Below are 26,120 nucleotides of genomic sequence, written 5' to 3' on the forward strand. Positions count from 1 at the left end.
TGGAACTTGCTTGATGCCCTCAGGTCATTAATAGGATGCTTGTTTGTTAAATTACTGTTATGGCTAAATAAACCTGAAGGAAAAGTATGTCCCGACACATTTTACTCACCGGAGCACTGGCGGTGTCCTTGCTCTCAGGGTGCAGTTTTCAAGGAGAGTCACACGTGAAAGCTTCCAGCCCAGGCGAACTGAGTGCGCCTGTCGCGAAAAAAATCCCTCATGAAATGACCATTCACGGCGACACGCGCGTGGATAACTACTATTGGATGCGTGATGATGCACGCCAAGATCCTGATGTGATCACCCATCTTAATCAAGAAAACGCCTACGCCGATCAGGTGCTCGCACACACTGAGCCAATGCAAGCCAAGCTATTCGATGAAATCAAAGGGCGTATCGTCAAAGACGATGCCTCGGTTCCCGTCAAAAAAGGCAGTTATTTCTATTCCAGTGAAGTGGAAGGCGACGATGAATATCGCACCTATGTGCGTGCCAAAGACTTTGCGGGCACCGATAAAACGGTGATTTTGGATGTCAACGCGCTCGCGAAAGGGCATGAGTTTTACAGCATTGGCCAACTGAGCGTTAGTCCAAACGAAAACCTATTAGCGTATGGAGAAGATACCCTCAGCCGCCGCGTTTATAGCATTCAAGTTAAAGACCTCACCACCGGTGAGTACCTCGATGATAAGGTCGAAGGCGCGTCGAGCAGTATTGTGTGGCAGAACGACAACCAAGCCTTTTACTACATCAAAAAAGATCCGCAAACCTTGCTGGGGTATCAGGTGTATCGCCACCGTTTGGGCACCCCGCAATCCGCTGATGATTTAATTTACGAAGAAACGGATAGCAGCTACTACACTGGCTTGAGCAAAAGCAAAGACGGTGAGCAAATCTTTATTTGGCACGCCAGCACCGAAACCAGCGGCGTATCGCTCGTGGATGCCAATGATCCGAATGCTACTGCCCAAGCGTTTTATCCGCGAGAAACCGGCATAGAATATGAAGTGGCGAAGCGTGGCGAGTGGTATTACATCTATACCAACTACCAAGCGGTCAACTTCCGCTTGATGAAGGTACACCAAAGCGAGCGTGACGATCGCAGCCAATGGCAAGATGTGATCGCGCCAAATGATAAGGTGCAGTTGGTTGATTTCACCCTGTTCGACAACCATCTAGTGTACGAGCAGCGCGAAAATGGCTTGCCGCGTACCACGGTGCAAAACCTGATTAACGGTGATGAATATCCGTTGCAGTTTGATGATTCGGCTTATGCGGCTTATCTGACGGGCAACGCAGAAATGGATAATTCTGCGGTGCGCGTGTATTACACCAGCTTGACCACACCGGGCACTTATTACGAGTTTGACTTGGCGTCGGGCGAGCGTGAAATGCTCAAACAAAACCAAGTGCTGGGCGATTTCAATCCGGACAACTACCATTCAGAGCGGGTGATGATCACCGCGCGCGATGGTGCGAAAGTCCCTGTGTCTTTGGTGTACCGTAAAGACCGTTTCAAAAAAGACGGCACTAATCCGATTTATCAATACGGTTACGGCTCATACGGCGCCACCATGGAGCCCACGTTCTCCACCACGCGTTTAAGCCTGTTGGATCGCGGCTTTGTGTTTGCGATTGCGCATATTCGCGGTTCTGAAATGCTAGGACGCCCTTGGTATGACGACGGTAAAAAGCTGACCAAAAAGAACACTTTTAACGACTTTATTGATGTGACCCAAGCGCTCACCGCGCAAGGCTATAGCGATAAAGACAAGGTGTTTGCCGTCGGCGGCTCAGCAGGTGGCTTGCTAATGGGGGCAATCATCAACCAAGCGCCAGAGTTGTATTTAGGGGTGGCCGCGCATGTGCCGTTTGTGGATATTGTCACCACCATGTTGGATGAGTCAATTCCACTGACCACCAACGAGTATGACGAGTGGGGCAACCCCAACGACAAAACCTACTACGAGTACATGCTTAGCTATTCACCGTACGACAATGTCACCGCGCAAGACTACCCCAACTTGTTGGTCACCACAGGCTTGCATGACTCACAAGTGCAGTACTTTGAGCCGATGAAATGGGTCGCGAAACTGCGTGAGCTGAAAACCGACAACCATACGCTGGTGTTTAAAACCGACATGGAAGCCGGCCACGGCGGCGCATCGGGGCGCTTTAAGCGGATTAAAGAAGATGCATTGGAATATGCCTTCTTCTTCGACTTGCTCGATAAGCAGGATGAACAATAGCTGGCCATAGAGTGTATTGACTTATGGTTGAGGTATGAGCCTCAACCATAATGATTGGCGTGTGGCAGTTTATGATGCAGCTTTGGTTTTTAGTTCCTCTTTCATGAGCCGTACTGCTGGTATTGCACATAATAACGTGACCAGGGTTAAGCCCATCAGTACTGGCTGAAATGAACCCGAGTGTGCGCCCTGCACATACAGTATCGCGACTATCGCCGGTCCGACAGAGGCACCCAGCAAGGTTAGGAGCCGTGATAACGCACTGGCATCCGGAGTTTGTGTTGGCTCCAAGTCATGATAAGCATGCGACATCCCCAATAAGGTCAACAACCCAATGCCTGCACCACGTAGAACCATGGTCAACGCGATGAGGGGATCGCTTCCCTGAATGCCCGGCCATAGAAACGGCACGGTTCCCATAACAGCAAGGCTGCAGCCCAGCAACGCGGTATTCCCGACACCAAGTCGCTCACACAGGTTTTTTAGGTAGGGACGGGAAACCAACGCCCCAAGGCCATGCGCGCCGACCCACACACTGGCCAGCCATTCACTGTGTCCAAATCCCTGAATAAACATCAGGGGCAGCGCAAACAGCCCACCGTAAAAACTGATACTCGAGAGAAATAGCAAACCCATTGAGGCACTAAAGGATCCCACGCTAAAAACTTTTAACCGGATGAGCGGCTGCTGGCTTCGTTTTCGTGTATGCCGCACAAACAGGAGCAACAAACCGGCACCGATAAAAGATGCTCCTCCAGTTTCAAGCCAATGCCCCCCTCCCTGGTGGCCGAGATCAGACAAAGACGACAGGCTGTACATCAACAAGACCAGTGCCGGCGCGAGTAACATAAATCCAAGTCCGTCGAACCGGTTGTTCGCCTGTGAGGACGCGTCGCTAGGCTGGCGGACTTGCTGAAAGTCATCATTGGTAATCATCACCCAACCCAGCACAATGCCCACCAATCCAATTGGCAGGTTGATATAGAAAATCATTCTCCAGTCGCCAATATGAAGGAGGTACCCCGCCAGAAGCGGCCCGGCGATCGGGGCCAGAACTGTCGGTACCGCCATCGTCGCCATCGCTGTTTTCAGCAATGGTTTACCCACGGTTTGGACCAAAACGGTCTGCATCACGGTCATTAGGATCCCGGCCCCGACTCCCTGTACAGCGCGGCTCACCAGCAGCCAGTTGATTGTTGGCGAGACTGAACACAATCCAGAGCCTACAGAGAAAACCACCAGTCCGGTGATCCAGAATGTTTTCGCCCCCCACTGCCGGGTTGCCCAAGCACATACCGTCACCGTCACGGCAGCAACCAGGGTATACAGCACAGAAACCCACTGTATTTGGGTGACGGACGCTGAGAGGCTGGTGGACAGGTCCGGCAGGGCCACCCCCAGAATCGTGGCATCTATCAGTGGTAAACAAACCCCGAAGATCAAGCTGACGATGACCCAACGCTGCGCTTTGCTGAACATAGTGTTTTCACTATTGTTTGCGTTTTTCATGTTAAGCCTCCATTGCTAACAGTCGTTGTGCTGTATCGCGTTGATGATTCACTTGTGGCCAAGGCTTGAAAGATAACGCCAGTCTCTCCGGACCGCGGGTATAGAGCCCTGTTTCCTGATAGGTTTCAGGGTGTTCCATTCGCATGTCCCGGAGAGAATCGAAAATAATATTCGCTGTGGCTTCCAGCTGGAGTAAGGAGAAGGCCGCACCGAGACACATATGCATCCCACCACCAAACGCGAGGTGCCTTTTCTTCTTGCCAGCATCGCCTTGCACCGCATTCTTACGGCGCTCCAGACGAAATTTCTCCGGCTGCGGGAAAACATTCGGATCCCGATTTGCAGCACCAATCATGCAATAGATATAAGCCCCTTTCGGTATCGGGTTCCCTGAGATACAGACATCTTCACTCACCTCCCGTGGAATCAACTGCACCGGCGACGTCAGCCGCAACGTTTCCTCTAGCGCATCACGGATCAAACGGCGATCGTTCACGACCTCATCCAAAGCGCCGGGCTCGGACAACAGATGCTTGATCATCATTGCCAGGGTTTTGTCCGCCGGCTCGGTCGCTGCTAACAGGATATTCAGACACAACGCTGTGATTTCAGAAGTCGACATATTTAATGCAGGCTCGGCATTACCGCATAGCATAGAAATGAAATCATTCTGTGGCCGTTGACGACGACTTTCCACCAAGGGGGTGATCAATGAAATCAATTGCTTGCTACAATCCAGACTATGTGCTTTCTGTTGCTCAGTTTGATCAAAGTGGGTAATAAATTCGGCAACCCCTTTGTGCCAGTCGGCAATATCCCGATAGTTCTCCGTCGGCAGTCCCAAAATACCCAGCGTCACCAAGACGGCATAATCCCGGCCGAAGTCATTCACCAAGTCGATTTTTCCACGGGATAGAAAGGGGACAAGTAAGTCATGGGTGATCTGTTGAATCATGGGTTCGTACTGATTGACAAAATAATCCTTTGCCAGACCGCGCATGACCAGTTTGCGCTTAGCTGCGTGTTCTTCACCTTCCATCTGCGCGAGGACACGATCACCCATCACCGGCTCCGCCCTGACCATCAACGGTTTGGTGGTAAATACCGGAGATTTCAGAATCGCGTCAACATCATCGTATTTCCCCACAAAGTAACTCTGGTTGGCTTCATCCACATAGATTAAATCCTGTTGATGCAGCGCTTCATAAAAGGGATATGGACTGGTGAAAAAATTTGAATCATAAATACTTAACGAGGCTAGCTTTGACATTGTGAGGGATCCTTCTTGGTCTTATACACGCTGTTCTGATGCTGAAGTGAGAGTGACGACGCCGTAGCTTTGATTTTTCGTCACCTGAATCGGGTAGTGGCCGTGATATAGCCCTTTGCCGATGGGCCACGGGCGATGGTAAAGTAGTGTCGACAGATTCACGCCGAGTAAGGAGGGGGAATCCAGGTAAAATGGCAGCTCCGCGAAAATATATGGAAGCGCTTTTTGTATCAATTCAGGATCAACATCTTCTTGGCATTGACCGGTTCCTTTAAGTCGTCCTTTTACAGCCTGGTAGGACATATTCAGACAATCTTTCCGGAACCGTGAACATGACTCAAACGCATCCTCAACGGCTGATCTGACTTCCTGATAACGAGGGTGATCCGCATAGTGGTTAAACTGAATCACGCGAACATCTCTCCCCTCAAAATCCGGGCTCGAAAGTACTGCCGCCAGATGGTTTTTATGGCGTCGCAGCTCCCGATCCGTTTTCTTGAACGCTTTCTTTTCTTCCATGCCCGTAGCTCTCAGCAGACGAGACGCCTCCTCAACACAAGGCAGCAACACATCGATATGATCAAAATGCGTTGCTGCCCAGGTTACCAAAGCGGTGACATAGTTTTTTGAGAAACGGGAATTAAACGGGCTGATCCCCACCAGTGCATGATCACGCTGGTCAATAATGAGATCGCAGCGTGACGTTTCACCGGCAATATCAAAGGACACTTCCGACACCTCCTCACCCGGAAATGAACGCACAGGTGGCAATGGGCTCATCTTATTCTCTGAAGTTGAAATAGATAACTGACTCATGTCTCACTCATATAATTGTTTATAATAGAAAAGTGTGTTTTGCTTTCATGGTCGGAGCTCGATGACTCGCCATATCAACATTGTCGAGTTAACTATTTATACTAGGAATGGAGCTGAGTGAATTTCGTATATATGGCAAAAAGTATCGAGAATCAGTCAATCCACCACGATCCGTCCATGGAGCCCATGACGCATCTGGATTTGAACGAACAAACGCCGATCCGGGCTATCGCCAAACAGGTCGTTGAGCGGGCGGAAGTCGCGCTCCATCACCATCCCTGGGGACAGATGGTGTTCTCTGATACCGGCGTCGTGCAGGTCAAAACCCCGCAGGTTGCGTACTTGGTGCCGCCGCAACATGCAGTCTGGATCCCTCCTGGTGTTGCCCATGACTCTTCATTACTTGAAAAGGCAGAAATATTCTCTGTCTATATGTTCCAAACTAATTGTTACTTTCACGGCGAAACATGGCGTAAAGAGTGGGGAGTCTGTCGCTGTTTTCAGGTCAGTACTTTGCTCAGTGAATTAGTCAAGCGTATTGCAACTCAGACGACCGAAAAGATCGGCGAGCAGACATACAGTGCAATGTGCACTCTCATAAGCTCAGAAGTGAGGCAAGCTCAAAAAGTCGCTCTTGGCCTACCGATGCCAGAAGATAAACGGTTGCGACATTTATGCGACTTATTTCTTCAGTCACCGTTACAAACGACAACACTGTCTGCCCTCGCGGGTCAAGTAGGCGCAAGTGAGAGCACGGTTACGAGGCTATTTAGACAGGAATTACAAATGACGTTTAGGCAGTGGAAACATCAAGCTCTTTTGTCGAAGGCTATCGATATGGCGGCGATGAGAGTGCCAACGGGTATCATAGCCCAAGAGCTGGGCTATGCGACTCATAGTGCGTTCTCTTATATGGTAACGTCTTTGGTTGGTAAGCCACCTAAAGCATTTTTATATCAAGATAAAAATGACGATAGTACGCCTAAAATGAATAAGTAGCGTGTTTTACCATTCTTTTTACAAGACCTTAGTTAAAGGTGAGGGTCTCGATTTAACATTGCCTCTCCGCATCTTCGCGCTTGATCACTTTGTGGCCTTCTTCAGTCACGCCATTTTTCCAATAGCTGCTGATGTAGATAAATTCGCGCTCAACATCACGATCGTTGCGGAAGTACTGGCGCAGTGCGCGCATGCTTTCAAATTCACAGGCACACCATACCGACACTTGCCCGGCTAACCAAGGCTGTGCTTTTACCGTCTCGGCCAACGTCGGGGTAGTTAGCCAAATGATCTCCATACCTGCGGGCGCGTCGAGTGGTTGGGCATCCTCTGCGGTATCGAGCTGGATCACCGCATAGCCTTTGGCATCGCGAGGCAAGGTTTTGATCTTGGCTGATAGTGCCGGCAACGCGGTCATGTCGGCAACCATAAAGAACCAATCCGCGTCGCGATTAATCGGCGCAATCGTTCCAGGGCCGGCAATGTTAATAGTATCACCCACTTGGGCATTCAGCGCCAAGCGCGCGGCAAAGCCACAGTCGGCTTGCTCGATTTGGTGGCGAACCATATCCACTTCAATTTGGTGCTGGCTAGGCATAAAACGGCGAATGGTATAGGTGCGCATCACAGGGCGCTCACCTTCTGCTACTCCGCTCAGATCCGTGCTGCCCGCTTTATCAAACAATAACTTGATATAGCTGCCTTCACAGTCAGCGGGGAAGTTCGCGAATGCGTCGCTTTGTAAGGTCAAGCGTTGCATATTGGGTGTGATGGTTTGGGTATCAATAACGTGCGTGAGGTGATAGCTAGGCTGTTTCATATTTTCTGACTTAAAATCATTATCATTTACAATTAATCATACCATCTGGATGCGAGATGTGTAAGTGCTTTACATTGTTTTACGCTTCTTAGCTAGGCAATGCCGTGAGAAGTGAGTAATATAATAGCGCATTATTATTACTAAAAAACAATCACATGGAGCAAAAATGAAGAAAGTCATACTTATGGGCGCGGTGGCGGTGTTGCTGTCGCTGAATGTCTCAGCCTCTGAGCTCAAGCCGATCATGAAAGAAATGAAAATGACCTTTAAAGAGGCGGCGAGCGCACAAAGCATCGAAGCGATGCAAGCACCGGTCGCGAAATTAGAAACCCTGATCGCGCAAGCCAAAGCGGGCAGCTATCCACCGGAAAAAGCAGAGACCTTCATGGAAGGGTTCGATAAACTGGCGGTGACGGTAGAGGGAATTGATGCCGCGCTGAGCGAAGGCGACCTCGATAAGGCACAACAAGGCATGCGCCAAATCGATGCCTTGCGTGAAGAGTATCACGACAAACGCAACCCAAGCATTTGGCAGCGTTTGTTCGGTTAATAGCCGAATAATAGGAATATAACGACAGCAGGTGCATGATGGCGACTCAAAAAACGATTTTGCGTTATCCCTCGCTGTCGGTGGCGTCTGCGTTCGATAAAGAGCAGGCGCTGATCCGCCGGATAGAGCAGGGCGAGCTCAACGAGGCATTACTGCTTTGGCAGCCAGACGCCCAAACCTTGGTGCTGCCGGCGGGCCAAAAATGGCCACAAACGCCTGAATTGCGCAGCGCCCTATCAGCGTTAGGTTGGCAAATACAGAGCCGCCGAACTGGCGGTGCGCCGGTGCCGCAACTACCCGGCGTAATTAACGTGTCTTATCTGACGGTGTGGCCGAATAACACCCCTTATCATATCCAGACGGCTTACCAGTATTTTTGCACCATTTTACAGTCTTTTTTCCAGCAGTTAGGCATTGCGACCACGGTGGGTGACACGCCCGGATCGTATTGTGATGGTGACTACAACCTCAATATTGATGGCAAAAAAGTGGTGGGAACCGCCCAGCGTATCCTGCGTTTAAGCGCGGGTGCAGGAATGGGCGCAGACGATGCCAAACAAACGGTGATGCTGGCGCAAGCGTGTCTGCTGATTGATGCCGATTGCCAACATATTGTTGCCCCTGTATCGCTGTGTAATCAGTTGTGTGGTCACGCCGATCGCATTGAGGCCGAGGTGCATACTCCATTAGCCGCGCACTTAGATGAACTGCCGGCAACCGAGCAGCTGTTTCAGTTGTTGACTCAAGCGTTTATGGCGCGCCCGCCACTCGTGGTGGGCAAGGTTTGAGGCCGCGGCTCAATATAGTATGCTTTAGCACAGTCATGCCTAAAACAAATCCCAAGGAGTGAGGAATGCGCGTCCATCTTGTTATTCACGAGGCGTTTGAAGGCCCAGGAGCCATTTTAGATTGGTGTGACGAGCGTGCCTATCATGTGACCACCAGTCATTTGTATCGGGGCGAGCCGTTGCCAGAAACCGGTGAAGGCATTGATCTGCTGGTGGTACTCGGCGGGCCGCAAAGTCCAGATACGCCACAGTCTGAATGCCCACATTTTGATAGCCCGCGCGAGCAAGCACTTATAAAACAGTGCATTGAACAAGGCAGTGCGGTATTAGGGATTTGCCTCGGCGCGCAACTGATTGGTGAGGCATTGGGCGCTTCGTATCAGAAAAGTCCTGAGCCCGAGATTGGTTATTTCCCCATCCAGTTAACCGAAGATGGCCACATTGATGAGCATATGCCGCATTTTGCCCCACAAGAAATTGTGGGCCATTGGCACCATGATATGCCGGGGCTGACACCCAATAGTCGGGTATTGGCTAGCAGCGAAGGCTGTCCGCGCCAGATCGTGAAGTACGGACCACGGGTATATGGCTTTCAATGCCACCTTGAATTGACACCTCTGGCGGTTGAAGGCTTATTGCACGCCGCCTATCCAGAGGGCGAGGTCGCTAACAAGCGCTTTATTCAAGACCCTGCCTCCATTCGCGCCTTTGATACGGCACCGATGAATGCGCATTTGTTTGCCTTTCTCGATAGCGTGCTGACCGACAACGATCTCGTCACTGAGTGGCTGTTTTAAGCGATTAGGTTAGGAGCACGGTAACCGTAACTGTGCTCCGCTGCTAGGCGTCATTGTTTGAGCTTCATCGTCTGAGCGCCATCTAACGCGTGTTAGTGCAACATGCCTTCACACACGGTAGTGGCATCATCATCCAATAAACTCAACTCAATAGCTATCTTCATCGCTGCTACCACATCACCCACCGGCATGCTCGGGGCGCGGTGTTTGCACGCTTGTGCTGGGCTGTAGGGAATATGAATAAAGCCGGCGCGTACCTCGGTGTGATGAGCCAGCGCATGCATCAAGCCATAAAACACGTGGTTACACACAAAGGTGCCCGCGGTGTAAGAAATACTGGCAGGATGATGGGCTTCGTTTAATGCGTTCGCTAAACGGTTGAGGGGTAAGGTAGAAAAATAGGCGTTGGGCCCAGATGGCACCACCGGCGTGCCATGCGGCTGCTTACCGGCGTTGTCCGGGATGGGCGCGTTCTGATAATTGATCGCTACCTTCTCTAAGCTTATCTCGGCGCGGCCACCGGCTTGGCCAAGGGCGATCACCATCACCGGACTGAGTGATTCTAGCGCGCTGTGTAACGTCGGTAAGCTATCGTCAAAGGTGCAGGGCAGGCGCACGGCTTTAACGATGCACTCCTCATTGGGCTGCCAGCCTTCTAATGCTTGTGCCACTTGCCAAGATGGGTTTTCACTCTCGCCGCCGAACGGTTCAAATCCGGTTATCAATATCGTGTGCATCCAATGCCTCGCGTAAAAAAGCGGTAGAGCTGTACTCTACCGCAGGTTTACCAGCCAATCACGCAAAGGAAGATTTATTCAAACAGATAGAGATAATCCTCATAACCGGCATCGGCCATTTTATCGACGGACACAAAGCGCATTGCGGCTGAGTTCATGCAATAACGCAAGCCGGTGGGTGCGGGACCATCCTCAAACACATGGCCAAGGTGCGAATCCGCCACCTTACTACGCACCTCGGTGCGGCTGAAAAACAGCGAGTTGTCCGGTTTGGTAACCACGTACTGCTTATCGATGGGCTGCGTAAAGCTTGGCCAGCCGGTACCGGATTTGTATTTATGGGTGGAGGAGAACAGCGGCTCACCCGAAACGATATCGACATAAATACCAGCTTGCTTGTTGTCCCAATACGGGTTTTGGAACGCGGGTTCAGTGCCGTCTTCTTGTGTGACCTCGTATTCCATGTCTGACAACATCGTGCGTATTGTTTCATCCGAGGGGCGCGAGTAGCGGATATTCGTTGATGTCTTATCCTCCGCTTTTTGCGCATCGATCATTTCTCGCAAGGTGACCGGGTTGTCTTTGCGATCGTCACCAAAAATCTCGTCCAGATACTGATCGCGACCCGATGCGTAGCGATAATAGCTGTAACGTACGCTGTGGTTTTTATAATAATCCTGATGATAACTTTCTGCTGGCCAGAATTTCTCGAATGGGATCAACTCGGTTTTGAGCGGCTTTATGAACACGCCTAACGCGCCAATTTCCGCCATAAAATCGGCAGCAATTTGTTTTTGCGTTTCAGATCGATAAAAGATCGCGGGGCGATACTGCGGGCCGCGGTCAACGAATGAGCCTTGATCATCGGTGGGGTCAATATGACGGAAGAACTGATCTAACACCTGCTCATAACTCACCAAGTTGGGATCATAGGTGACATCAATTACCTCGATATGCCCGCTGGTGCCGGACGAGACTTCTTCATAGGTTGGGTTTTCAAGCTCACCGCCTGAGTAGCCAGACACCACATCAATCACGCCGTCGAGCTTTTCAAGGTCGGCTTCGGTACACCAAAAGCAACCGCCGGCAAGGGTCGCCTTTTGATAGCCTTGGGCTGTGGTGGCGGTATCTTTCACCGCCGCATAACTTGCTATCGATAGCAAACTGAATACTGTGAACGCGATGACTCGCCAAATTGACTTACGCTGTTTCATTATTGCCTCGTTATTAGAGTTTGTCTGTGTAAGACCTGCTTACTGCGCAGAAACTTTCATCAACTCACTCATTTTTTATTGATAGCAATAGATAGCGTACAAAGTCATACAAGGATCAATAAAGCGGTTAGGATCACCAAAGCAACTGGCCTAACACAGGTGCAAGTAACACAGTGACCATGCCGGCAATCATCATCACCACGCTAGATACTACTCCTTCTTCGTGACCAATTTGATACGCTTTAGCGGTACCGGCACCGTGGGCCGATGCACCCAAACTGGCGCCGCGTCCCAAGCGTGATCGAATCGCAATCACGGTCAAAATACTTTCACCGATTGCCATCCCAATTACGCCAGTGAGAACCACAAACAGCGCGGTGAGATCGCTTTGCCCGCCAATCGCTTTGGTGGCTTCCACGGCAAAAGGGGTAGTAATTGAGCGCATCGCCAAACTGCGTTGCAGCAGTTCAGACAGCTCAAACACCCGCGCTAACACCACAGTACTGGTAATCGCGACCAGCACCGATACAGTCACGCCTATCGACAGTGACAACCAATGGCGGCGGATGAGCGCGCGGTTATCATACACAGGGATCGCAAACGCCACAGTCGCCGGGCCCAGCAGCCACAGCAACCAGTAAGATTGCGCCATGTAGTCTTGATACGGGATCTTAAACCCAACCACCACCGCGACAATCAGCAAGGGCGCGAGCAACAATGGCATCACCAGAATGGAGGGGTGGCGGCGATACAGCCATTTGCTCATGTAATAAAAGCCAAGGGTCATTAAAAAGCAGGTGACGCTCAATAACGAGGCATGAAGCCAAGTAGGTAAAGCAGACATCATGGCTTAGCACTCCGGTTTTAGATCAGGGTGGTGCGCGTGGTGGTTACTGCGGCGGCGTGCCATTTTAACCTCAAAACGATACACTTTATCGACCACCCAAGCGGTTGACGCAATCACCATCGCGGTACTTAGAATCAGGACAACCATGATCTTACCGCCTTCTTGCAGCAATAAATCTTGGTAGTTGACCACCGCCACCACCGCCGGCACAAAAAACAGCAACATCTCGGCTAACAGCCACGCCGCCCCGCGGCGCAACCAATCGGCACGGACAATTTTCAACATCAATGCGCCTAATAACAGCAACATGCCGGTGAGGTTGGCCGGTAGTGGAATAGCAAAGGTGGTGACCAACCAATCAGACAAGAACCAAATGCCAGCAAGGACAAAGACTTGTAGTAGGGTAAGTAAGGCGTTTTTAATCAATTGCATCGAAGGCGTGCCAAGAATCTGTGAGATGGCTCATAGTTTACGTCTTAGCAGAGAGTGAATAAAGTGACTTTTTTTTATTTAAACTATGCCAAAATGGCATGGTTGACGATTAGCTTTTAAGGGCCGTTTATGGATATTCGTGCGTTGCGCTATTTTATTGCCTTAGTGGAACAGCAGAGCTTTACTGCCGCATCGGCGTCGTTGCATGTGACGCAACCGACAATCAGTAAAATGGTGCGTAACCTCGAGCAAGATGTGGGTCAGCCATTGTTGCACCGAGAGGGAAGGCGGTTTTGGTTAACCGATGCTGGTGAGGTGGTGTATCAGCGCGCGCAGAGCATTATTGCTGAGTTTGAGCAGCTAAATACAGAGCTTGACGATCTCAACCAACTGGCGCGCGGCCAGCTTAGATTGGGGATGCCACCGATGATAGGGCCGCTGTATGCCAATGTGTTGCGTGAATACCGCCAACGCTACCCAAATGTCGCGCTCAGTATTGTTGAATACGGGGGGCGGCGCACCGAACAAGCGCTGATCAATGGTGAGATTGATGTGGCAATCACCATGCTCACCGACACCCAGCCCGAGTGCTTGCAAAGCTTACCCTTACAAACTCACCCCATTTATGCAGTGCTACCTAACCAAGCCGCGTGGCGTGCGCAAAAAAGCCTGACGTGGCAGGCAGTCAAAGACGAGCCGTTTTATCTGTATAGCGCTGAATTTACCTTAAGCGATCGGATTATTGCCCGCTGTGAAGAGCATGGTTATCAGCCCACCATTGCCGCGCGTAGCAGTCAGTGGGATTTTTTAGCCGCCTTGGTAAAAAGTGGTGCTGGGGTAGCGTTTTTACCCGCGCCTTTATGCCAGCGCCTCAGCGCCAGCTTGGAAGACAGTGAGTTATTACTAGTGAAACCGATAAGCCCGGCGATTGAATGGCAACTGGGGTTAGTTTGGCACGGCGAGCGCTATGTCTCACGCACCGCCGAGGCTTGGATGCAGTTGTGTCAGTCGACGGAGGTGAATCGATAGACGCAGTGCTTTGATCCACAACGCCTTTTAGTACGCAATATGGTGGGGATCTTAAATTCGATGCATAGAGACAGCGTGATGTGGGACGAAGAAACTCGCTAAAATTTAGTGATTGACGACATACTCGTTATAACACAGTTTTACACGTCATCTTCCGACAACATTTGACGACAATTACGAACTGTTAGTACGCGGATCTCATGGCTTAAGCTATAGATAATACGATAGTGACCAAAAATTATTTCACGATAGTTAGTATTGGGCATTTCAGGAACAAAGCGCCCCATTTCAGGCATACTTCCAAGTAGTTCAGTTTTGTCAAAAACTTCGTTTACCCACTTTTCCGCCGCAGGTGGATTATCTAAAGAAATAAATTCCGCTGCATCGCCTAATTTCTGAAGCGCTAATGGAGACCAAACTACTTTCATTTCTTAATGCGCCCCAGTACTTGAGCACGAGCATCATCATTTGAAACACCAAGGCCTGAAGCTAATTGAGCTTCAGCTGTACGCATTTCTTCCAGTAACTCGATCTTCTCTTGCATTGCTTCATACTCTGCAACATCGAGAACAACAGCTACACCTTTGCCATGCTGTGTGATGACCAATGGACGGCGAGTCTCATTGATTTGTTTGATGTAAGAAGCTACACCTGCACGAAATTCAGATAACGGCTGAATATCTTGATCGAAATGAATACGACTCATATTGAACTCCAAAAATGGTACAAAATAACGTACAAATTATAGTTCAGTTAACCGTTTTGAGCAAGGAGTTGGAGTTGTTCCTGTGTTATAACATCGTATATTGCGCATACGCGATTTCCAAAACCGTTATACGCACTATCATTCATATAAACAACTGAAATATATAGGTTTATAGCTTATCATGAATATCTCTTTCCGTGAAAGTGTGCACGCCGTATATCTTTACTCAGGTATTCACACTATCCCCAAGCGTTAAGCTGTAACCGATTGACTAATCGACACTTTTAATTATCCATTTTGGGATAGTGTGCATATTTCACAGATAAACGCGCACGCTTTTGCGTGTATCTGGCCGATAAACAGGTTAACCATCCCGTGTTTGCCATGCGACCGCCAGTCAGTTGTCGGCATCTAACACGCCATTGAGTTGGCAGATTTGGGATTAGTCTATCAAGGGCTGTTTTGGTTTTCGTGCGCTATTGTCCAAAGTGTTAGATAAGCCATGTTTATTAACTCTTTCCCACGCGGTAGCGTGGAAACGAGAAAAAACCTCTGTCTTGTTATATGTAATTATATATCAACTTATGGGTTTTGATATGTAATAGCTAATCGTATTTATGTTCTTTTAGTTGATGTGATATAGTTTAATGTATAATTTTTCTTCAGCGATGCATTAAGGTGTCTCGAAATGAGCTATGTAACAGAGCAGATACTAAAAAGCCTTCGAGACGCTCGGGTACGTAAAGGTTTTAGCCAGAGAGAGTTAAGTGCTCGTTCGGGTGTGCCTCAAAGCCATATTTCGAAAATCGAGTCTGGCGGTGTTGATTTAAGAGTATCCAGTTTGATTGCACTTGCCCGTGCACTCGACCTAGAGTTATTTGTTGCACCAAAAAAATCTGTACCTGCCATTAAGTCGATCATTCGAAGTAGCCAAGGGATCAGCGATGAAGGTGAGGCAATGTCGCCCGCTTATCAGTTAGAGGAAGACGACGATGACTAATCATGTCTCTACGCTCAACGTGTTGCTCTACGGTGAGCCCATCGCAACGATCACCAACGTGGGCAATGATAGAACACTTTTTGCCTTTATGGATTCGTACATTCATGACGAATCGCGGCCTGTATTCAGCTGTGCAGCAGGCAAATGGCGGTTTGACGATCCCAGCGACCGGTCAAGGTGGCTCTTGGATTGTAAAATTGCCGTCGTCTCGATTTGAAGCTGTGCCAGAAAATGAATATTCAATGATGGAACTGGCTCGAATGTTGGGAATGGACGTGCCAGAAACGCAGTTACTCCCTATTAATCGGATTGCTAATATCCCAAATGGCATTGGCAAATTTGGTGACAGTGCGTTTGTGATCAAGCGTTTTGATCGTGCAGATGGTCAAACTGTGCACATTGAGGACTTTGCGCAAGTGTTCGGCGTTTATCCTCAAGATAAATACAAAAAAGCCAGTATGCGGAATATTGCTCAGGTTATCGGTGTTGAAGGGCAAGACGAAGACATTGCAGAATTTACTCGCCGATTGGTGTTCAATACTCTCATTGGAAATGCCGATATGCATTTGAAGAATTGGTCTGTGATCTATAAAGATAGGCGCACAGCATCGATTGCACCTGCTTATGACTTTGTCTCGACCATTCCTTATATCCCCGATGATAGTGCGTCGCTTAAGGTTAGCCGTAGCGAGAAATTCAGTGATTTTACGCTGGATGAGCTATCACACTTAGCTGCTAAAGCCATGTTGCCAGAAAAATTGGTGTTAGATACCGCAAAGCAAACTGTAGCAGGCTTCCATGAAGTATGGGCGAAAGAAAAAGCGCATTTACCACTTACTAAGTCGATGATTAAGGCCATCGAAGAGCACTTACGAAGCATACCACTAGGCTGAAATTTGACGTGCGTGAAGGCAAGATGACGGCTATGGGCGATAAAACCTATTCGACGAGCAATGTGCGCGAGCTCTATCTCGCGCACTGCTCTGGTTGGGATGCGGCTGTGCCCGTCGATGCCGATCAGTGCGATTGCGCTGAATGGGTGGTGGCAGAGCGCGTTGCTTTTGTGGTTTGGCGCGTCGGTTGCGGGCGCTTTTGGTTGCGGTGGATTTGATATTGTTGCCATGCAAAGGTCACCACAAAACAGCCTGTGAGTAGCAATACAATGGTCGGGCCTGGTGCACTGTCGAGGTAAAACGACAGAGTGACGCCGCCCACGGCGGTGACTAAAGCAATTGCACAGGCAATCCATAACATGCGGCTAAATTGCTTGCTGAGCATAAAGGCGGTGACGCCCGGTGCAATCAACATCGCCACCACTAAGATAATCCCCACTGCATGTAAGCCCGCCACAATGGTGGCAATCATTACCGAGAGTAAGAGCCAGTGAAGCTTTTGCACTGGTAGCCCGAGCACGCTGGCTTGTGCGGGGTCGAACGAGAGCAGCATTAAATCTCGCCCTTTAAGCAGCACCAGCGCAAGCACGACTAAGCCAGTGATGGCGGCGGTGAGCAGCTGTTGGTGGTTAATCCCCAACAGGTTGCCAAATAGAATATGATCAAGGTGCAAATCAGACGGGAATTGGCCTTGCAAAATCAGCCCCAGCGCGAAAAAGCCAGAAAACACAATCCCCAGTAAGGTGTCTTCTTTCACACGGCTATTTTGTTTGAGCCAATGCACACTGGTGGCGCATGCGGAGCCCGCGGCAAAAGCGCCAACAATCAGCGGCAGGCCAAACAAGTTTGCCAACACCAATCCCGGCAGCACCGCGTGAGCCACGGCATCGCCAATTAACGACCAGCCTTTTAATACTAAATAGCAAGAAAGCAGCGCACAAGGCAGCGCCACCAAGACGGCCATTAGCAGCGCATCTTGCATAAAAGTCAGTTGATACGGATTCATTGCAGTGCCTCCTGACGTTTGGCGCGCCGCGCAAGGATCCCGTGTTTTGGGCCGAACACAAAGGCAGCTAAGAAGAGTCCCACTTGGGCCAGCACAATCAGTGCGCCCGCGTTAAGGTTGGCGAAATAGCTGATGTACACCCCAAACAGTGAGGTGAATGTGCCGATGACACCACTCAGTACCAACACGGGCCCAAAGCGATCACTCAATAAATAGGCGGTGGCACCGGGGGCGATCACCAAGCAAATCACCAAAAAGGCACCGACACTTTTAAGTGCCGCCATGGTGCAAGCACTGAGCAGCGCAAAAAACAGCACTTTGAGCCCCACCACAGGTAAACCAATGCAGCGGGCGTGGCTTTCATCGAAAAAGGTCAGCATAAAATCACGCCATTTCACTGCCAGCACGGTGAGGCTCACCAAGGCAATGATCAGCATTTGCATCGCATCGAGCGGGGCAATGGCGAGCAAGTTGCCCAGCATAATTTGTTGAATATCGACCGCGACGGGCGAAATCGAGACCAAAAAGAGGCCGAAGGCGAAAAAGCTCGAGAAGATTAAACCGATGATCGCATCTTGTTTTATCTGGCTACGTTGGTGCAAAAACAGCATCACACTCGCGGCCATACCGCCGGCAACAAAGGCGCCGAGTGAAAAGGGCAAGCCCAGCATATAAGCGCCGGCAACGCCCGGTACAATCGCATGGGAGAGGGCATCACCCATCAGCGACCAACCTTTGAGCATCAAAAAAGCCGAGAGCAAGCCGCACACGCCGCCAATCAAGGTGGTGACCAGCAATGCTTTTTGCATGTATTGATAGGCGAGAGGATCGAGTAAGCTCATTCGCGCCGCTCCTGCGCGCTTTGTTCGCGCTTGCCATACACCACCAAGGGTCGTTCATCGTCGGAAATGACTGACAGCTCGCGCGGATCGGCGTCTTGGTGGAGTTTCTCACTGGGCATCACATACTGGCGCAGTTTGCCACCAAAAATGGCACTCAGGTTCTCGGTGGTAAACACATGTTCGGTATGCCCGCCTGCCACCACCGCGCGATTGACCAGCACGGTGCGATCGCAAAAGTCGGGCACGGTGCCAAGGTTATGGGTGGCAATTAAAATGGTTTTGCCTTCGTCTTTGAGCTCGAGCAACAAACGCATAATCGACTCTTCACTGGTGACATCTACGCCAGTAAAGGGCTCATCCAGTAAAATCAGCGGGCTGTGCTGAGCCAGCGCGCGGGCAAGAAAGACGCGCTTTTTCTGTCCGCCGGACAGTTCACCAATTTGACGCTGGCGAAAGGCTGTCATACCAACGCGGGCTAAGGCCTCATCCACCGCTTGATGATCCGCCGCTTTGGGGCGACGCATAAATGACATCTTGCCGTAGCGGCCCATCATCACCACGTCTTCCACTAACACCGGGAACGACCAATCGATTTCTTCGGATTGAGGCACATAAGCGACCAAGCCTGCTTTTTGCGCTTGCTTAATGGGAGTGCCGTTCACCGCAATGCTGCCACTGCCGGGATTCACAAACCCCATGATCGCTTTAAACAAGGTGGATTTGCCGCTGCCATTGGCACCCACCAAGGCAGTGATGGTTTGCGCTGGCAGCGAGAAGCTGGCGTGCTCAAGGGCACACAGGCCGTTTCGATAGACGACACGCACCTCGTTGACATCTAACACACTGGGCGTGCCATCGGTTAAATCATAGTGCGTCATGGCGCAACCCCGCTAACACGGTTTCTGTGGTCACTGTCAGTAAGGATAGATAATCAGGCACCGGTCCGTCAGCTTGACTGAGCGAATCGACATATAAAATGCCGCCATAGCGCGCGTCGGTTTCGGCGGCGACTTGTTTGGCGGGCGCATCAGACACGGTGCTTTCGGAGAACACGGCACGCACTTGGTGTTCTCGTACGGTATCAATCAGCGCGCGAACTTGTTGTGGTGTGCCCTGACGCTCAGCGTTAATCGGCCATAAATAGGCTTCGTTGAGGTTCAAATCTCGCGCCAGATAGGAAAAAGCGCCTTCACTGCTTACTAGCCAACGCTGGGATTCGGGGACAGCGGATAGCGCGTCTTGCGCACGCGCGAACACAGCTTGAATTTTTGCCTTGTAGGCCTTGGCATTGGCTTGATAATGAGCTTGATTGGCAGGGTCGTATTTAATCAGGGCTTGCGCAATGTTATCAACGTATTGCATTGCATCAGAAGGAGACATCCACGCGTGCGGGTTGGGTTTGCCACGATACGGGCCCGAGGCAATCACAATTGGCGCCACTCCCTCAGATAAGATCACATTCGGTACCTTATCAATGTGCTGGAAAAAACGCTCGAACCAGCGCTCTAAGCCTAATCCGTTCCACATCACCACATCCGCATCTTGCGCGCGCAGAATATCTCCTGGAGTGGGTTGGTAATTGTGGATCTCCGCGCCGGGTTTAGTGAGAGAGACCACCTCGGCATGCTCGCCCGCTACGTTGGCAGCCATATCCGCGAGAATGGTAAAGCTGGTCACCACTTTTAACTTGTCCGCGTGTTTTAATTGGTCGGCGTGCGCCATCGGAGAGAGCAAGAGCGCCGCAATAATTAGCAGGTGTTTTCTCATAAGCGTTAATCTCGTTCATTATGCATGTGACTACGGCGCGATATCGCCAGCCGATCATACTTTAAAGATAACGGTTATGATAATCATTCTCAAGTGGGTGTTGGTAAAAAGGGCACACGAGGCGCCCTGTCGTCACGTTTCCTGTGATCTTTTACTAATCACGAATGGTGTCGTAGCGCGCCCATTCCATAATGGTCCAATCTTTCTTCTGCGCGTGCAGGCTTAAGTGCGGGTCGGGATTGACGGCAAAGGCGCTGTCGACTTGCTCAAGCAAGGGGACATCCCAGTGCGAGTCACTGTAACCATATGTGTGGCCGACAGTGTCATGACGGTCAGATAGCCATGCCTGCATGTAGTCGTGCTTGCCACGATAATCACGCACGCAATGCGATATGCTGCCCGTATATACGCCATTTAATGTTTCAAGCTCAATCGCAATCACGGTATCGAGTTTGAGCAGTTTGCCAATCGGACGCGCTAGGTGGGCGGCGGTGTTGGAAACTAACACACAGTGATCGCCGCGGTTGCGATGCCACTCGATACGCGCTAATGCTTGTGGTACCACCACGGGAGCGACGTGCTGATCGATAAAGTCGGTGGCCCAAGCAGCCACGGTTTGAATCGATTTTCCTTTGACCGGGATCAGCTGCACTTGCATATATTGCTCAAGGTTGATGCGGCCTTTTTTAAAATCCAAATACGCCCGCTTCTCTTGCTCGACCACGTTTTGCGGGGCGAGATTGCACTGGCAAAGGTATTCCAGCCACGCTTGTTTGGTGTCGGTAGCGACCAGGGTTTCGTCTAAGTCGAAGAATGCAATGTTAATAGGTAATGTCATAGCTAAACTAATTTTTCTGTATTATTGCCGCCATCGTAACTAGAGACTATGACGAAAAGGTTTCAGTGTTGATGCGACAAAAAAGCCTTGGCATGTGGCCAAGGCTTTTTTAGTTTACTGAGTCTAGCAAGTTACTGGCGAATGCCTTCTACGTGCAGCTCCATATCAACGTATGTGGCAGGGCCCATAGTGGGAATACCAAAGTCTTCTAGCTCCAGGCGGGTGTTACCCATAAAGCCAGCGCGGTAGTTGCCCCAAGGATCTTCACCGTGACCGACGAGTTCAGCGTCGATTTCAATTGGCTTAGTTTGGCCATGCAAAGTGAGATCGCCTGTAATGGTCATCGAGCCGTCGCCGTTGTCGGTTACGTTGGTGCTTTCAAAGGACGCTTGGCCATATTCGCCTACATCCAAGAAGTCACCGCTACGAATGTGCTTATCACGCTCAGCATGGTTAGAATCAATACTGGTTGTATCAATCGTCACCGACACACTTGATGCGCCAATGTTATCTGGGTCGAATTCAAATTGGCCGTCAAACGTATTAAAACGACCTTTGGTAAAGCTGTAACCTAGGTGTGGCACTTTGAAGTTGACCGAGGCATGTGCGCCTTTGGTGTCAATCATATAAGTGTCTGCCAGTGCAGGCCCAGATAAGAGTGTTGCGGCGCTCATTCCCATGGCTAACATGAGTTTTTTCATTTCGGGTTTCCTCCGATCATCTTCCGTAACGTATTGTCTTTATCTTTAAAATGGTGTTTAAGTGCCATAATGGCATGGCCTGCTGCTAACACAATCAAGGTGATGGCGACGTAGTAGTGTATATCGCCAGCAATGTCTGATTGATTGGGAAACAGCTCCCCTGCGCTCGGCACGGTAAACCAGGTGAATACTTCAATCCCGCGTCCGTCTGAGGTTGAGATCAAGTATCCAGAGACAAACAGTGTGGCAAGGAGCAGGTAAATAGTATGATGGCCTGCTGTTGCCGCTTTACGTTCCCAAGCCTTACCTTCAACGGTGGGCATAGTGTGTGTTGCTTTCCACACAAGTCGACCAACAGTCGTTATCGCCAGTAATATGCCTATCGATTTGTGCCAGTGTGGCGCAGTTTGATACCAACTACTGTAGTAGCTCAAGTCGACCATCCACAATCCGACAGCGAAAAGGCCAACGATAACGAGACTCGATAGCCAGTGTAGCGTACGCATAACGCGATCGTAGCTATTTTTCGGTGTCATTTGTTCCCGCTCCCAATTACTAATCCAACACAGTATATAAGGTGAACGGCAATATAGAAGCTGTTCACCTTGAACATGATGTTCGAATAATTCTAACGAACTCTGTGCGGTGTTACGACTCGTTAGCGGTCCAGCTTAGGCTTAATGAGACAGAGTCGGCAAATCTGAGTGCATGCGGCTTATCAATGGTCACTTGTGCGTAGCGCACCCAGTGATGATCACGTGTAATCTCTAAAACACCCGCAACCAGCTTTTCGAGTAAGAGAAAACGTCCGTTCTCAACATAGTCAATAATCGCTTTGGTTATATCTTTGTAATTGAGTGCATCATCAACGTTGTCTTCTTCACACGCCTTGTGGCCTGGATAATGAATCTCGACATTGATGACTACGTCTTGTTTTTTCTCCTGCTCGTCAGGATTAAACCCAATGTAAGTACGTAGGCGCAGGTTGGTTATTTTAATCACAGCGTCGTTCATAGTCGTTTCCTGGTCACGAAAGTTAGATAAGATGGCGGCCGCCATCAAGTTTGATGGATTGGCCAGTCATATGTTGACTCGCAAGGATAAATTCGCATGCATTCACCACTTCTTGCTCACCGGGGACCGATCTTAATAGTGACTTACGGCGTGCTTTTTCTCGATAGGCTTCATCATCGCCATCATTAAACATGATTAATGCTGGTGAAATACTGTTCACTTTGATTGATGGTGCCATTTTCTGTGCAAACGAGAGGGTAAGATTTTCGAGCGCAGCTTTGCTGGTGGCATAAGCGGTGTGTTTGGCACTGCCTTTTTGCGCGACATAATCGGTGAGATGAATAATATCACCCTGTTGCATCCAGCGGGGCGCGGCCATATTGATGAGATAAGGTGTTTTTGCATGGATTTGCATCATGTTATCAAACAGCGATGCAATATCTTGGCTGTGTTTCTCACTGTCCCAAGATGACGCATTGTGGATCAATGTATCGAAAGTGGGATTTAAAGCATCAATGTGGTCAATGAAGGAATAAACGCCCTCATCCGTTGAGAAGTCTGCGTGCAAACAACGCGCGCCCCGCGCTCTTAAATCGGCCACTTGAGGGCGCTCGGTACGATAAGATAACGTTACCTGGTGACCCTGATTGAGAAAGTGGCAGGCGAGTGCGTAGCCAATGCGCTGTCCGGCGCCGGTAATCAATATATGCTTTGTTGTCACGCGTGTTCCTTTGCATTTATGTATGGATGGCATCAATAACAAGGATTAACGGTTCTATTACGTTTCATGCACTTATCGCGATCAAAGATAGCGTCATATTGCACATAACGATAGCATTTACCCAGTTAACTCGCTGATTTCGTGCCATAAGCAACAAAATTGACACCCGATGTCGTGTTTGAAGAAGGGAAAAAAGATGAAAATTTGCCAATGGGCGCAGCACAGTGAATCTGAACGTGTGTATCACGATACCGAGTGGGGCGTACCGACATTTGATGATCAAGCGATCTTTGAGTTCATTTGTTTAGAGGGCGCGCAAGCAGGATTAAATTGGCGGCTAATACTGGAAAAACGGCAGGCTTATCGTGACGCTTTCTATCGCTTCGATTTTTATCAGCTTGCCGCGGTGGCTGAACCAAATATTGCTGAGATCATGGCTAACCATGAGATTGTCCGTAATCGACTGAAGGTGGCCTCTGTGTTTACCAATGCCAAGGCTGCAGTAACGCTGGTGGAACAGTACGGATCATTGGCTAAGGCACTTTGGCAGTTCACTGACGGTGTACCGATTGTGAACCAGCATCAATCAGATGCCGATGTGGCTACTGCGACGGACGAGTCCCGTGCCATGAGTCGCTTTTTGAAAAAGCGTGGATTTAAGTTTGTGGGAGAAACCATTTGTTATTCGTTGATGCAAGCGCTGGGCATGGTCAATGATCATGTCGTCACGTGTCCGCGGTATCAACCCTGTTGCGAACTGGCCGATTCGGTAAAAGCGCACACTCAGAAGTAACGGCGGAATTGCCAGAATCGCGCTTGCCAGTAAGGATTATCAATTCGTGACACTGTCACACCCTTGGAAGCTGACGCATGCATAAATCGCTGCTCACCAAGGTAAACACCAACATGACGCAAGCCTGGGCGGATATGAAAGAACACCAGGTCGCCTTGTCGTGCGGATTGATAGTCAATGGCATAGCCGGTTTTTGCTTGGCCATGGGTGGTGCGCGGTAGTGGCGTGGCGAGCGCTTCTTGATAGACGCGTTGCGTATACGCTGAGCAATCGATGCCTTGGCGTGAGGTGCCTCCCCACCGATAAGGGGTGCCTTGCCACTGATTAAACACTTGGTTCAGCGTATGGGTTAAGGCTTGATCGCTGACGTTGTCGGTTGACGACGGCAAAGGCGACACCGCAGGCGAATCATGCTGGGTTGCGCAGCCGGTAAACAATACACTGACAACGCTGATCAATAAAAGTGGTTTCACGCACTGCCCTTAATACAATTCCGCCCTGCCTCTTTGGCCTTGTATAACGCCTTATCCGCTAATTGCAAAACGTCTTCGGGCGTATCTGCCTGCGAGGCATCGGCATATCCGATACTCACGGTAATGTTAACGGGCTTTTTATTGCTCGCTCGCCCGCGTTTTTGTCGGCCTTGTTTGTCATCATGAGGGCGAGATTGATCGCGTAGCACTAACGGATAGTGAGCAATATCTTCGCGTAATGCGTCGAGAAAAGGTAAACAGTGCTCAGTGGTTTTGCCTTTGAACAATAAGGTGAATTCTTCGCCGCCATAACGAAAAGCACTGGCGCCTCCCTCACAGCACGCCATTTGCTTAGCCACAAGCTTAAGTACATCGTCACCGATTTCGTGGCCATAGGTGTCGTTAAATTGCTTGAAGTGGTCAACATCGAGCATGGCTAAAGTGTAGCGACGACCAAGGTGTTTTAGTTCATCTTCAAGTGCGCGTCGTCCCGCAATTTCGGTGAGCCCGTCGACGAACGCTAATTGATGGCTGAATGATACTTGGTTGGCAACCAACAGCAGGCCTGCGAGCGAAAATACGAGTGACGATATAAACGGCACATTAAAAAACACCAAGGTAATCGTGCTGCATAATACGCTAATGAAAGCCGCATGATCTTCAATACTATTTTTGCGCAAAAGGCGAAGAGTACTGATACAAATTAAAATAGAGAGCAGCACAATCAGCAGCACGGGCATGGGGCTAACCGATGCCGCCCTGACTAAAATAGGATGCTGCTGAAAATAGGAAGATAACTCGCCGAATTGCTGCACCAGCAGCGCACACCACCCGATTTCCATACCTATAGCGAGAAAAAAGAACACCCCAAACCGAGAGGTGAGCTTTTGGTCGCGTACGATGATCATATAGAGCAAATTAATGGGCAGCGCGACTGCTAAAAGCAAGTACTCAAGATAAGTCGTCCCTTGCTCAAGCGGGGATTGAAGTCGCGTTAGGATAATCGTGTATCCCACTAATAAGATAATGACCATCATACCCACGCGTGCGCTTTTGAACAGATGGCTTAAAAGCAGCGCAGTGAGCAAAAGAAAATAGGGGGCAGCATAGATGAGGTTGTAATAGGGGGCGAGTGAGGTGACCAAAGGGTGATAACCTGCCGCGAGGAGTAGCAATAAAGCAATCGGGGTCCCCATTCGGACCGCAGATGGTAAGCGGGTATTTCTACCCGCCTGGTGATTGAATGGGCGCTTTGTTATAGGGCAATAAATCGCTGACATCACAGCTCTCTTCTCGCTGAGGTAGCTCT

29 protein-coding genes and 1 pseudogene are annotated in these 26,120 nt (G+C 49.9%); 9 read left to right on the forward strand and 21 right to left on the reverse strand.

All coding sequences use genetic code 11. The annotated features are described in order from the left end of the window. Positions 1-86: 86 nt before the first annotated feature. Positions 87-2,249: a S9 family peptidase gene (locus BZJ21_RS11500; RefSeq protein WP_077669847.1), complete on the forward strand. Its 2,163-nt coding sequence runs from the start codon at positions 87-89 to the stop codon at positions 2,247-2,249. Positions 2,250-2,318: 69 nt separating this feature from the next. On the opposite strand, the gene BZJ21_RS11505 is transcribed toward BZJ21_RS11500, so the two are convergent. From BZJ21_RS11505 to BZJ21_RS11515, 3 genes are read right to left on the reverse strand one after another with little or no spacing between them, the layout of a single operon-like run. Beyond that, complete coding sequence (locus BZJ21_RS11505) at positions 2,319-3,758, reverse strand: MFS transporter (RefSeq protein ID WP_021024239.1); 1,440 nt, start codon at positions 3,756-3,758, stop codon at positions 2,319-2,321. A gap of 1 nt (position 3,759) precedes the next feature. Further along, complete coding sequence (locus BZJ21_RS11510) at positions 3,760-5,028, reverse strand: cytochrome P450, cyclodipeptide synthase-associated (protein WP_077669848.1); 1,269 nt, start codon at positions 5,026-5,028, stop codon at positions 3,760-3,762. 21 nt (positions 5,029-5,049) lie between these two features. Next, entirely contained in the window at positions 5,050-5,844 is a 795-nt protein-coding gene (locus BZJ21_RS11515; RefSeq protein WP_198533639.1) for a tRNA-dependent cyclodipeptide synthase, read from the reverse strand. Positions 5,845-5,976: 132 nt separating this feature from the next. Here BZJ21_RS11515 and BZJ21_RS11520 point away from each other — a divergent pair, with 132 nt between their 5' ends. Next, positions 5,977-6,843, forward strand: coding sequence for an AraC family transcriptional regulator (locus tag BZJ21_RS11520; protein WP_077669849.1), 867 nt, complete (start codon positions 5,977-5,979; stop codon positions 6,841-6,843). Positions 6,844-6,895: 52 nt separating this feature from the next. Here BZJ21_RS11520 and BZJ21_RS11525 read toward each other — a convergent pair whose 3' ends face one another. Beyond that, positions 6,896-7,663, reverse strand: a complete 768-nt coding sequence (locus BZJ21_RS11525; protein WP_021024241.1) for a siderophore-interacting protein — start codon at positions 7,661-7,663, stop codon at positions 6,896-6,898. Between the two features lie 166 nt (positions 7,664-7,829). Here BZJ21_RS11525 and BZJ21_RS11530 point away from each other — a divergent pair, with 166 nt between their 5' ends. The 3 genes from BZJ21_RS11530 to BZJ21_RS11540 all read left to right on the forward strand — a co-directional run bounded on the left by BZJ21_RS11530 (position 7,830) and on the right by BZJ21_RS11540 (position 9,798). Next, on the forward strand, positions 7,830-8,213 hold the full coding sequence (locus BZJ21_RS11530) for a cytochrome b562 (RefSeq protein ID WP_021024242.1): 384 nt from the start codon (positions 7,830-7,832) through the stop codon (positions 8,211-8,213). Positions 8,214-8,251: 38 nt separating this feature from the next. Next, positions 8,252-9,001: a lipoate--protein ligase family protein gene (locus BZJ21_RS11535; RefSeq protein WP_394329760.1), complete on the forward strand. Its 750-nt coding sequence runs from the start codon at positions 8,252-8,254 to the stop codon at positions 8,999-9,001. Positions 9,002-9,066: 65 nt separating this feature from the next. After that, positions 9,067-9,798, forward strand: coding sequence for a glutamine amidotransferase-related protein (locus tag BZJ21_RS11540; protein WP_077669851.1), 732 nt, complete (start codon positions 9,067-9,069; stop codon positions 9,796-9,798). 92 nt (positions 9,799-9,890) lie between these two features. On the opposite strand, the gene pcp is transcribed toward BZJ21_RS11540, so the two are convergent. The 4 genes from pcp to BZJ21_RS11560 all read right to left on the reverse strand — a co-directional run bounded on the left by pcp (position 9,891) and on the right by BZJ21_RS11560 (position 13,028). Next, complete coding sequence (pcp, locus tag BZJ21_RS11545) at positions 9,891-10,535, reverse strand: pyroglutamyl-peptidase I (RefSeq protein WP_021024245.1); 645 nt, start codon at positions 10,533-10,535, stop codon at positions 9,891-9,893. Positions 10,536-10,609: 74 nt separating this feature from the next. Continuing rightward, positions 10,610-11,749 (reverse strand): peptide-methionine (R)-S-oxide reductase MsrB, encoded by a 1,140-nt coding sequence (gene msrB / locus BZJ21_RS11550; RefSeq protein WP_021024246.1) that lies wholly within the window; start codon positions 11,747-11,749, stop codon positions 10,610-10,612. A 133-nt stretch (positions 11,750-11,882) separates the two neighbouring features. After that, entirely contained in the window at positions 11,883-12,593 is a 711-nt protein-coding gene (locus BZJ21_RS11555) for an LrgB family protein (protein WP_028569767.1), read from the reverse strand. Between the two features lie 6 nt (positions 12,594-12,599). After that, a complete protein-coding gene (locus BZJ21_RS11560; protein WP_077461392.1) occupies positions 12,600-13,028 on the reverse strand; it encodes a CidA/LrgA family protein in 429 nt (142 codons plus the stop codon). 129 nt (positions 13,029-13,157) lie between these two features. On the opposite strand from BZJ21_RS11560, the gene BZJ21_RS11565 reads away from it, so the two are divergent. Next, positions 13,158-14,057 carry a LysR family transcriptional regulator gene (locus BZJ21_RS11565; RefSeq protein WP_077669852.1) on the forward strand — a complete coding sequence of 300 codons (900 nt, stop codon included), beginning with the start codon at positions 13,158-13,160 and terminating at the stop codon, positions 14,055-14,057. Between the two features lie 140 nt (positions 14,058-14,197). On the opposite strand, the gene BZJ21_RS11570 is transcribed toward BZJ21_RS11565, so the two are convergent. Both BZJ21_RS11570 and BZJ21_RS11575 read right to left on the reverse strand, forming a co-directional pair. Beyond that, positions 14,198-14,485: a type II toxin-antitoxin system RelE/ParE family toxin gene (locus BZJ21_RS11570; RefSeq protein ID WP_010377835.1), complete on the reverse strand. Its 288-nt coding sequence runs from the start codon at positions 14,483-14,485 to the stop codon at positions 14,198-14,200. Next, complete coding sequence (locus BZJ21_RS11575) at positions 14,482-14,763, reverse strand: type II toxin-antitoxin system Phd/YefM family antitoxin (RefSeq protein ID WP_021024253.1); 282 nt, start codon at positions 14,761-14,763, stop codon at positions 14,482-14,484. The genes BZJ21_RS11570 and BZJ21_RS11575 overlap by 4 nt, the downstream gene beginning before the upstream one ends. 688 nt (positions 14,764-15,451) lie before the next feature. On the opposite strand from BZJ21_RS11575, the gene BZJ21_RS11580 reads away from it, so the two are divergent. Further along, positions 15,452-15,763 carry a helix-turn-helix domain-containing protein gene (locus tag BZJ21_RS11580; RefSeq protein ID WP_021024254.1) on the forward strand — a complete coding sequence of 104 codons (312 nt, stop codon included), beginning with the start codon at positions 15,452-15,454 and terminating at the stop codon, positions 15,761-15,763. Further along, positions 15,756-16,656: pseudogene (locus tag BZJ21_RS11585) on the forward strand (type II toxin-antitoxin system HipA family toxin). The gene BZJ21_RS11580 and the pseudogene BZJ21_RS11585 overlap by 8 nt, the downstream one beginning before the upstream one ends. A 124-nt stretch (positions 16,657-16,780) precedes the next feature. Here BZJ21_RS11585 and BZJ21_RS11590 read toward each other — a convergent pair. The 9 genes from BZJ21_RS11590 to folM form a co-directional block, all read right to left on the reverse strand. Continuing rightward, positions 16,781-17,662 (reverse strand): metal ABC transporter permease, encoded by an 882-nt coding sequence (locus BZJ21_RS11590; RefSeq protein WP_077461388.1) that lies wholly within the window; start codon positions 17,660-17,662, stop codon positions 16,781-16,783. Further along, entirely contained in the window at positions 17,659-18,504 is an 846-nt protein-coding gene (locus BZJ21_RS11595) for a metal ABC transporter permease (protein WP_077669853.1), read from the reverse strand. The genes BZJ21_RS11590 and BZJ21_RS11595 overlap by 4 nt, the downstream gene beginning before the upstream one ends. After that, positions 18,501-19,382: an ATP-binding cassette domain-containing protein gene (locus BZJ21_RS11600; protein ID WP_077669854.1), complete on the reverse strand. Its 882-nt coding sequence runs from the start codon at positions 19,380-19,382 to the stop codon at positions 18,501-18,503. Before BZJ21_RS11600 ends, BZJ21_RS11595 begins: the two co-directional genes overlap by 4 nt. After that, positions 19,369-20,271, reverse strand: coding sequence for a metal ABC transporter substrate-binding protein (locus BZJ21_RS11605; protein WP_077669855.1), 903 nt, complete (start codon positions 20,269-20,271; stop codon positions 19,369-19,371). The genes BZJ21_RS11600 and BZJ21_RS11605 overlap by 14 nt, the downstream gene beginning before the upstream one ends. 154 nt (positions 20,272-20,425) lie before the next feature. Next, complete coding sequence (locus BZJ21_RS11610; RefSeq protein ID WP_077461384.1) at positions 20,426-21,109, reverse strand: HAD family hydrolase; 684 nt, start codon at positions 21,107-21,109, stop codon at positions 20,426-20,428. Between the two features lie 131 nt (positions 21,110-21,240). Then, on the reverse strand, positions 21,241-21,810 hold the full coding sequence (locus BZJ21_RS11615) for a YceI family protein (RefSeq protein WP_077576931.1): 570 nt from the start codon (positions 21,808-21,810) through the stop codon (positions 21,241-21,243). Continuing rightward, the gene (locus BZJ21_RS11620) at positions 21,807-22,346 is read right to left on the reverse strand and encodes a cytochrome b (RefSeq protein ID WP_077461382.1); all 540 of its coding nucleotides are present in this window, start codon (positions 22,344-22,346) and stop codon (positions 21,807-21,809) included. The genes BZJ21_RS11615 and BZJ21_RS11620 overlap by 4 nt, the downstream gene beginning before the upstream one ends. A gap of 112 nt (positions 22,347-22,458) precedes the next feature. After that, a complete protein-coding gene (gene folX / locus BZJ21_RS11625; protein WP_077486620.1) occupies positions 22,459-22,824 on the reverse strand; it encodes a dihydroneopterin triphosphate 2'-epimerase in 366 nt (121 codons plus the stop codon). Between the two features lie 22 nt (positions 22,825-22,846). Next, a complete protein-coding gene (folM, locus tag BZJ21_RS11630) occupies positions 22,847-23,545 on the reverse strand; it encodes a dihydromonapterin reductase (RefSeq protein WP_101494584.1) in 699 nt (232 codons plus the stop codon). A gap of 196 nt (positions 23,546-23,741) precedes the next feature. On the opposite strand from folM, the gene BZJ21_RS11635 reads away from it, so the two are divergent. Continuing rightward, entirely contained in the window at positions 23,742-24,338 is a 597-nt protein-coding gene (locus tag BZJ21_RS11635) for a DNA-3-methyladenine glycosylase I (protein WP_101494585.1), read from the forward strand. On the opposite strand, the gene BZJ21_RS11640 is transcribed toward BZJ21_RS11635, so the two are convergent. Both BZJ21_RS11640 and BZJ21_RS11645 read right to left on the reverse strand, forming a co-directional pair. Continuing rightward, on the reverse strand, positions 24,329-24,811 hold the full coding sequence (locus tag BZJ21_RS11640) for a C40 family peptidase (RefSeq protein ID WP_077576929.1): 483 nt from the start codon (positions 24,809-24,811) through the stop codon (positions 24,329-24,331). The two genes, BZJ21_RS11635 and BZJ21_RS11640, sit on opposite strands and share 10 nt — an antisense overlap. Further along, positions 24,808-26,120: GGDEF domain-containing protein (locus tag BZJ21_RS11645; RefSeq protein ID WP_236719556.1), on the reverse strand; the 1,313-nt coding region annotated here is incomplete at its 5' end. The genes BZJ21_RS11640 and BZJ21_RS11645, both read right to left, overlap by 4 nt.

The organism is Salinivibrio costicola subsp. alcaliphilus (genome assembly GCF_001996185.1).
Lineage (GTDB): Bacteria > Pseudomonadota > Gammaproteobacteria > Enterobacterales > Vibrionaceae > Salinivibrio > Salinivibrio costicola.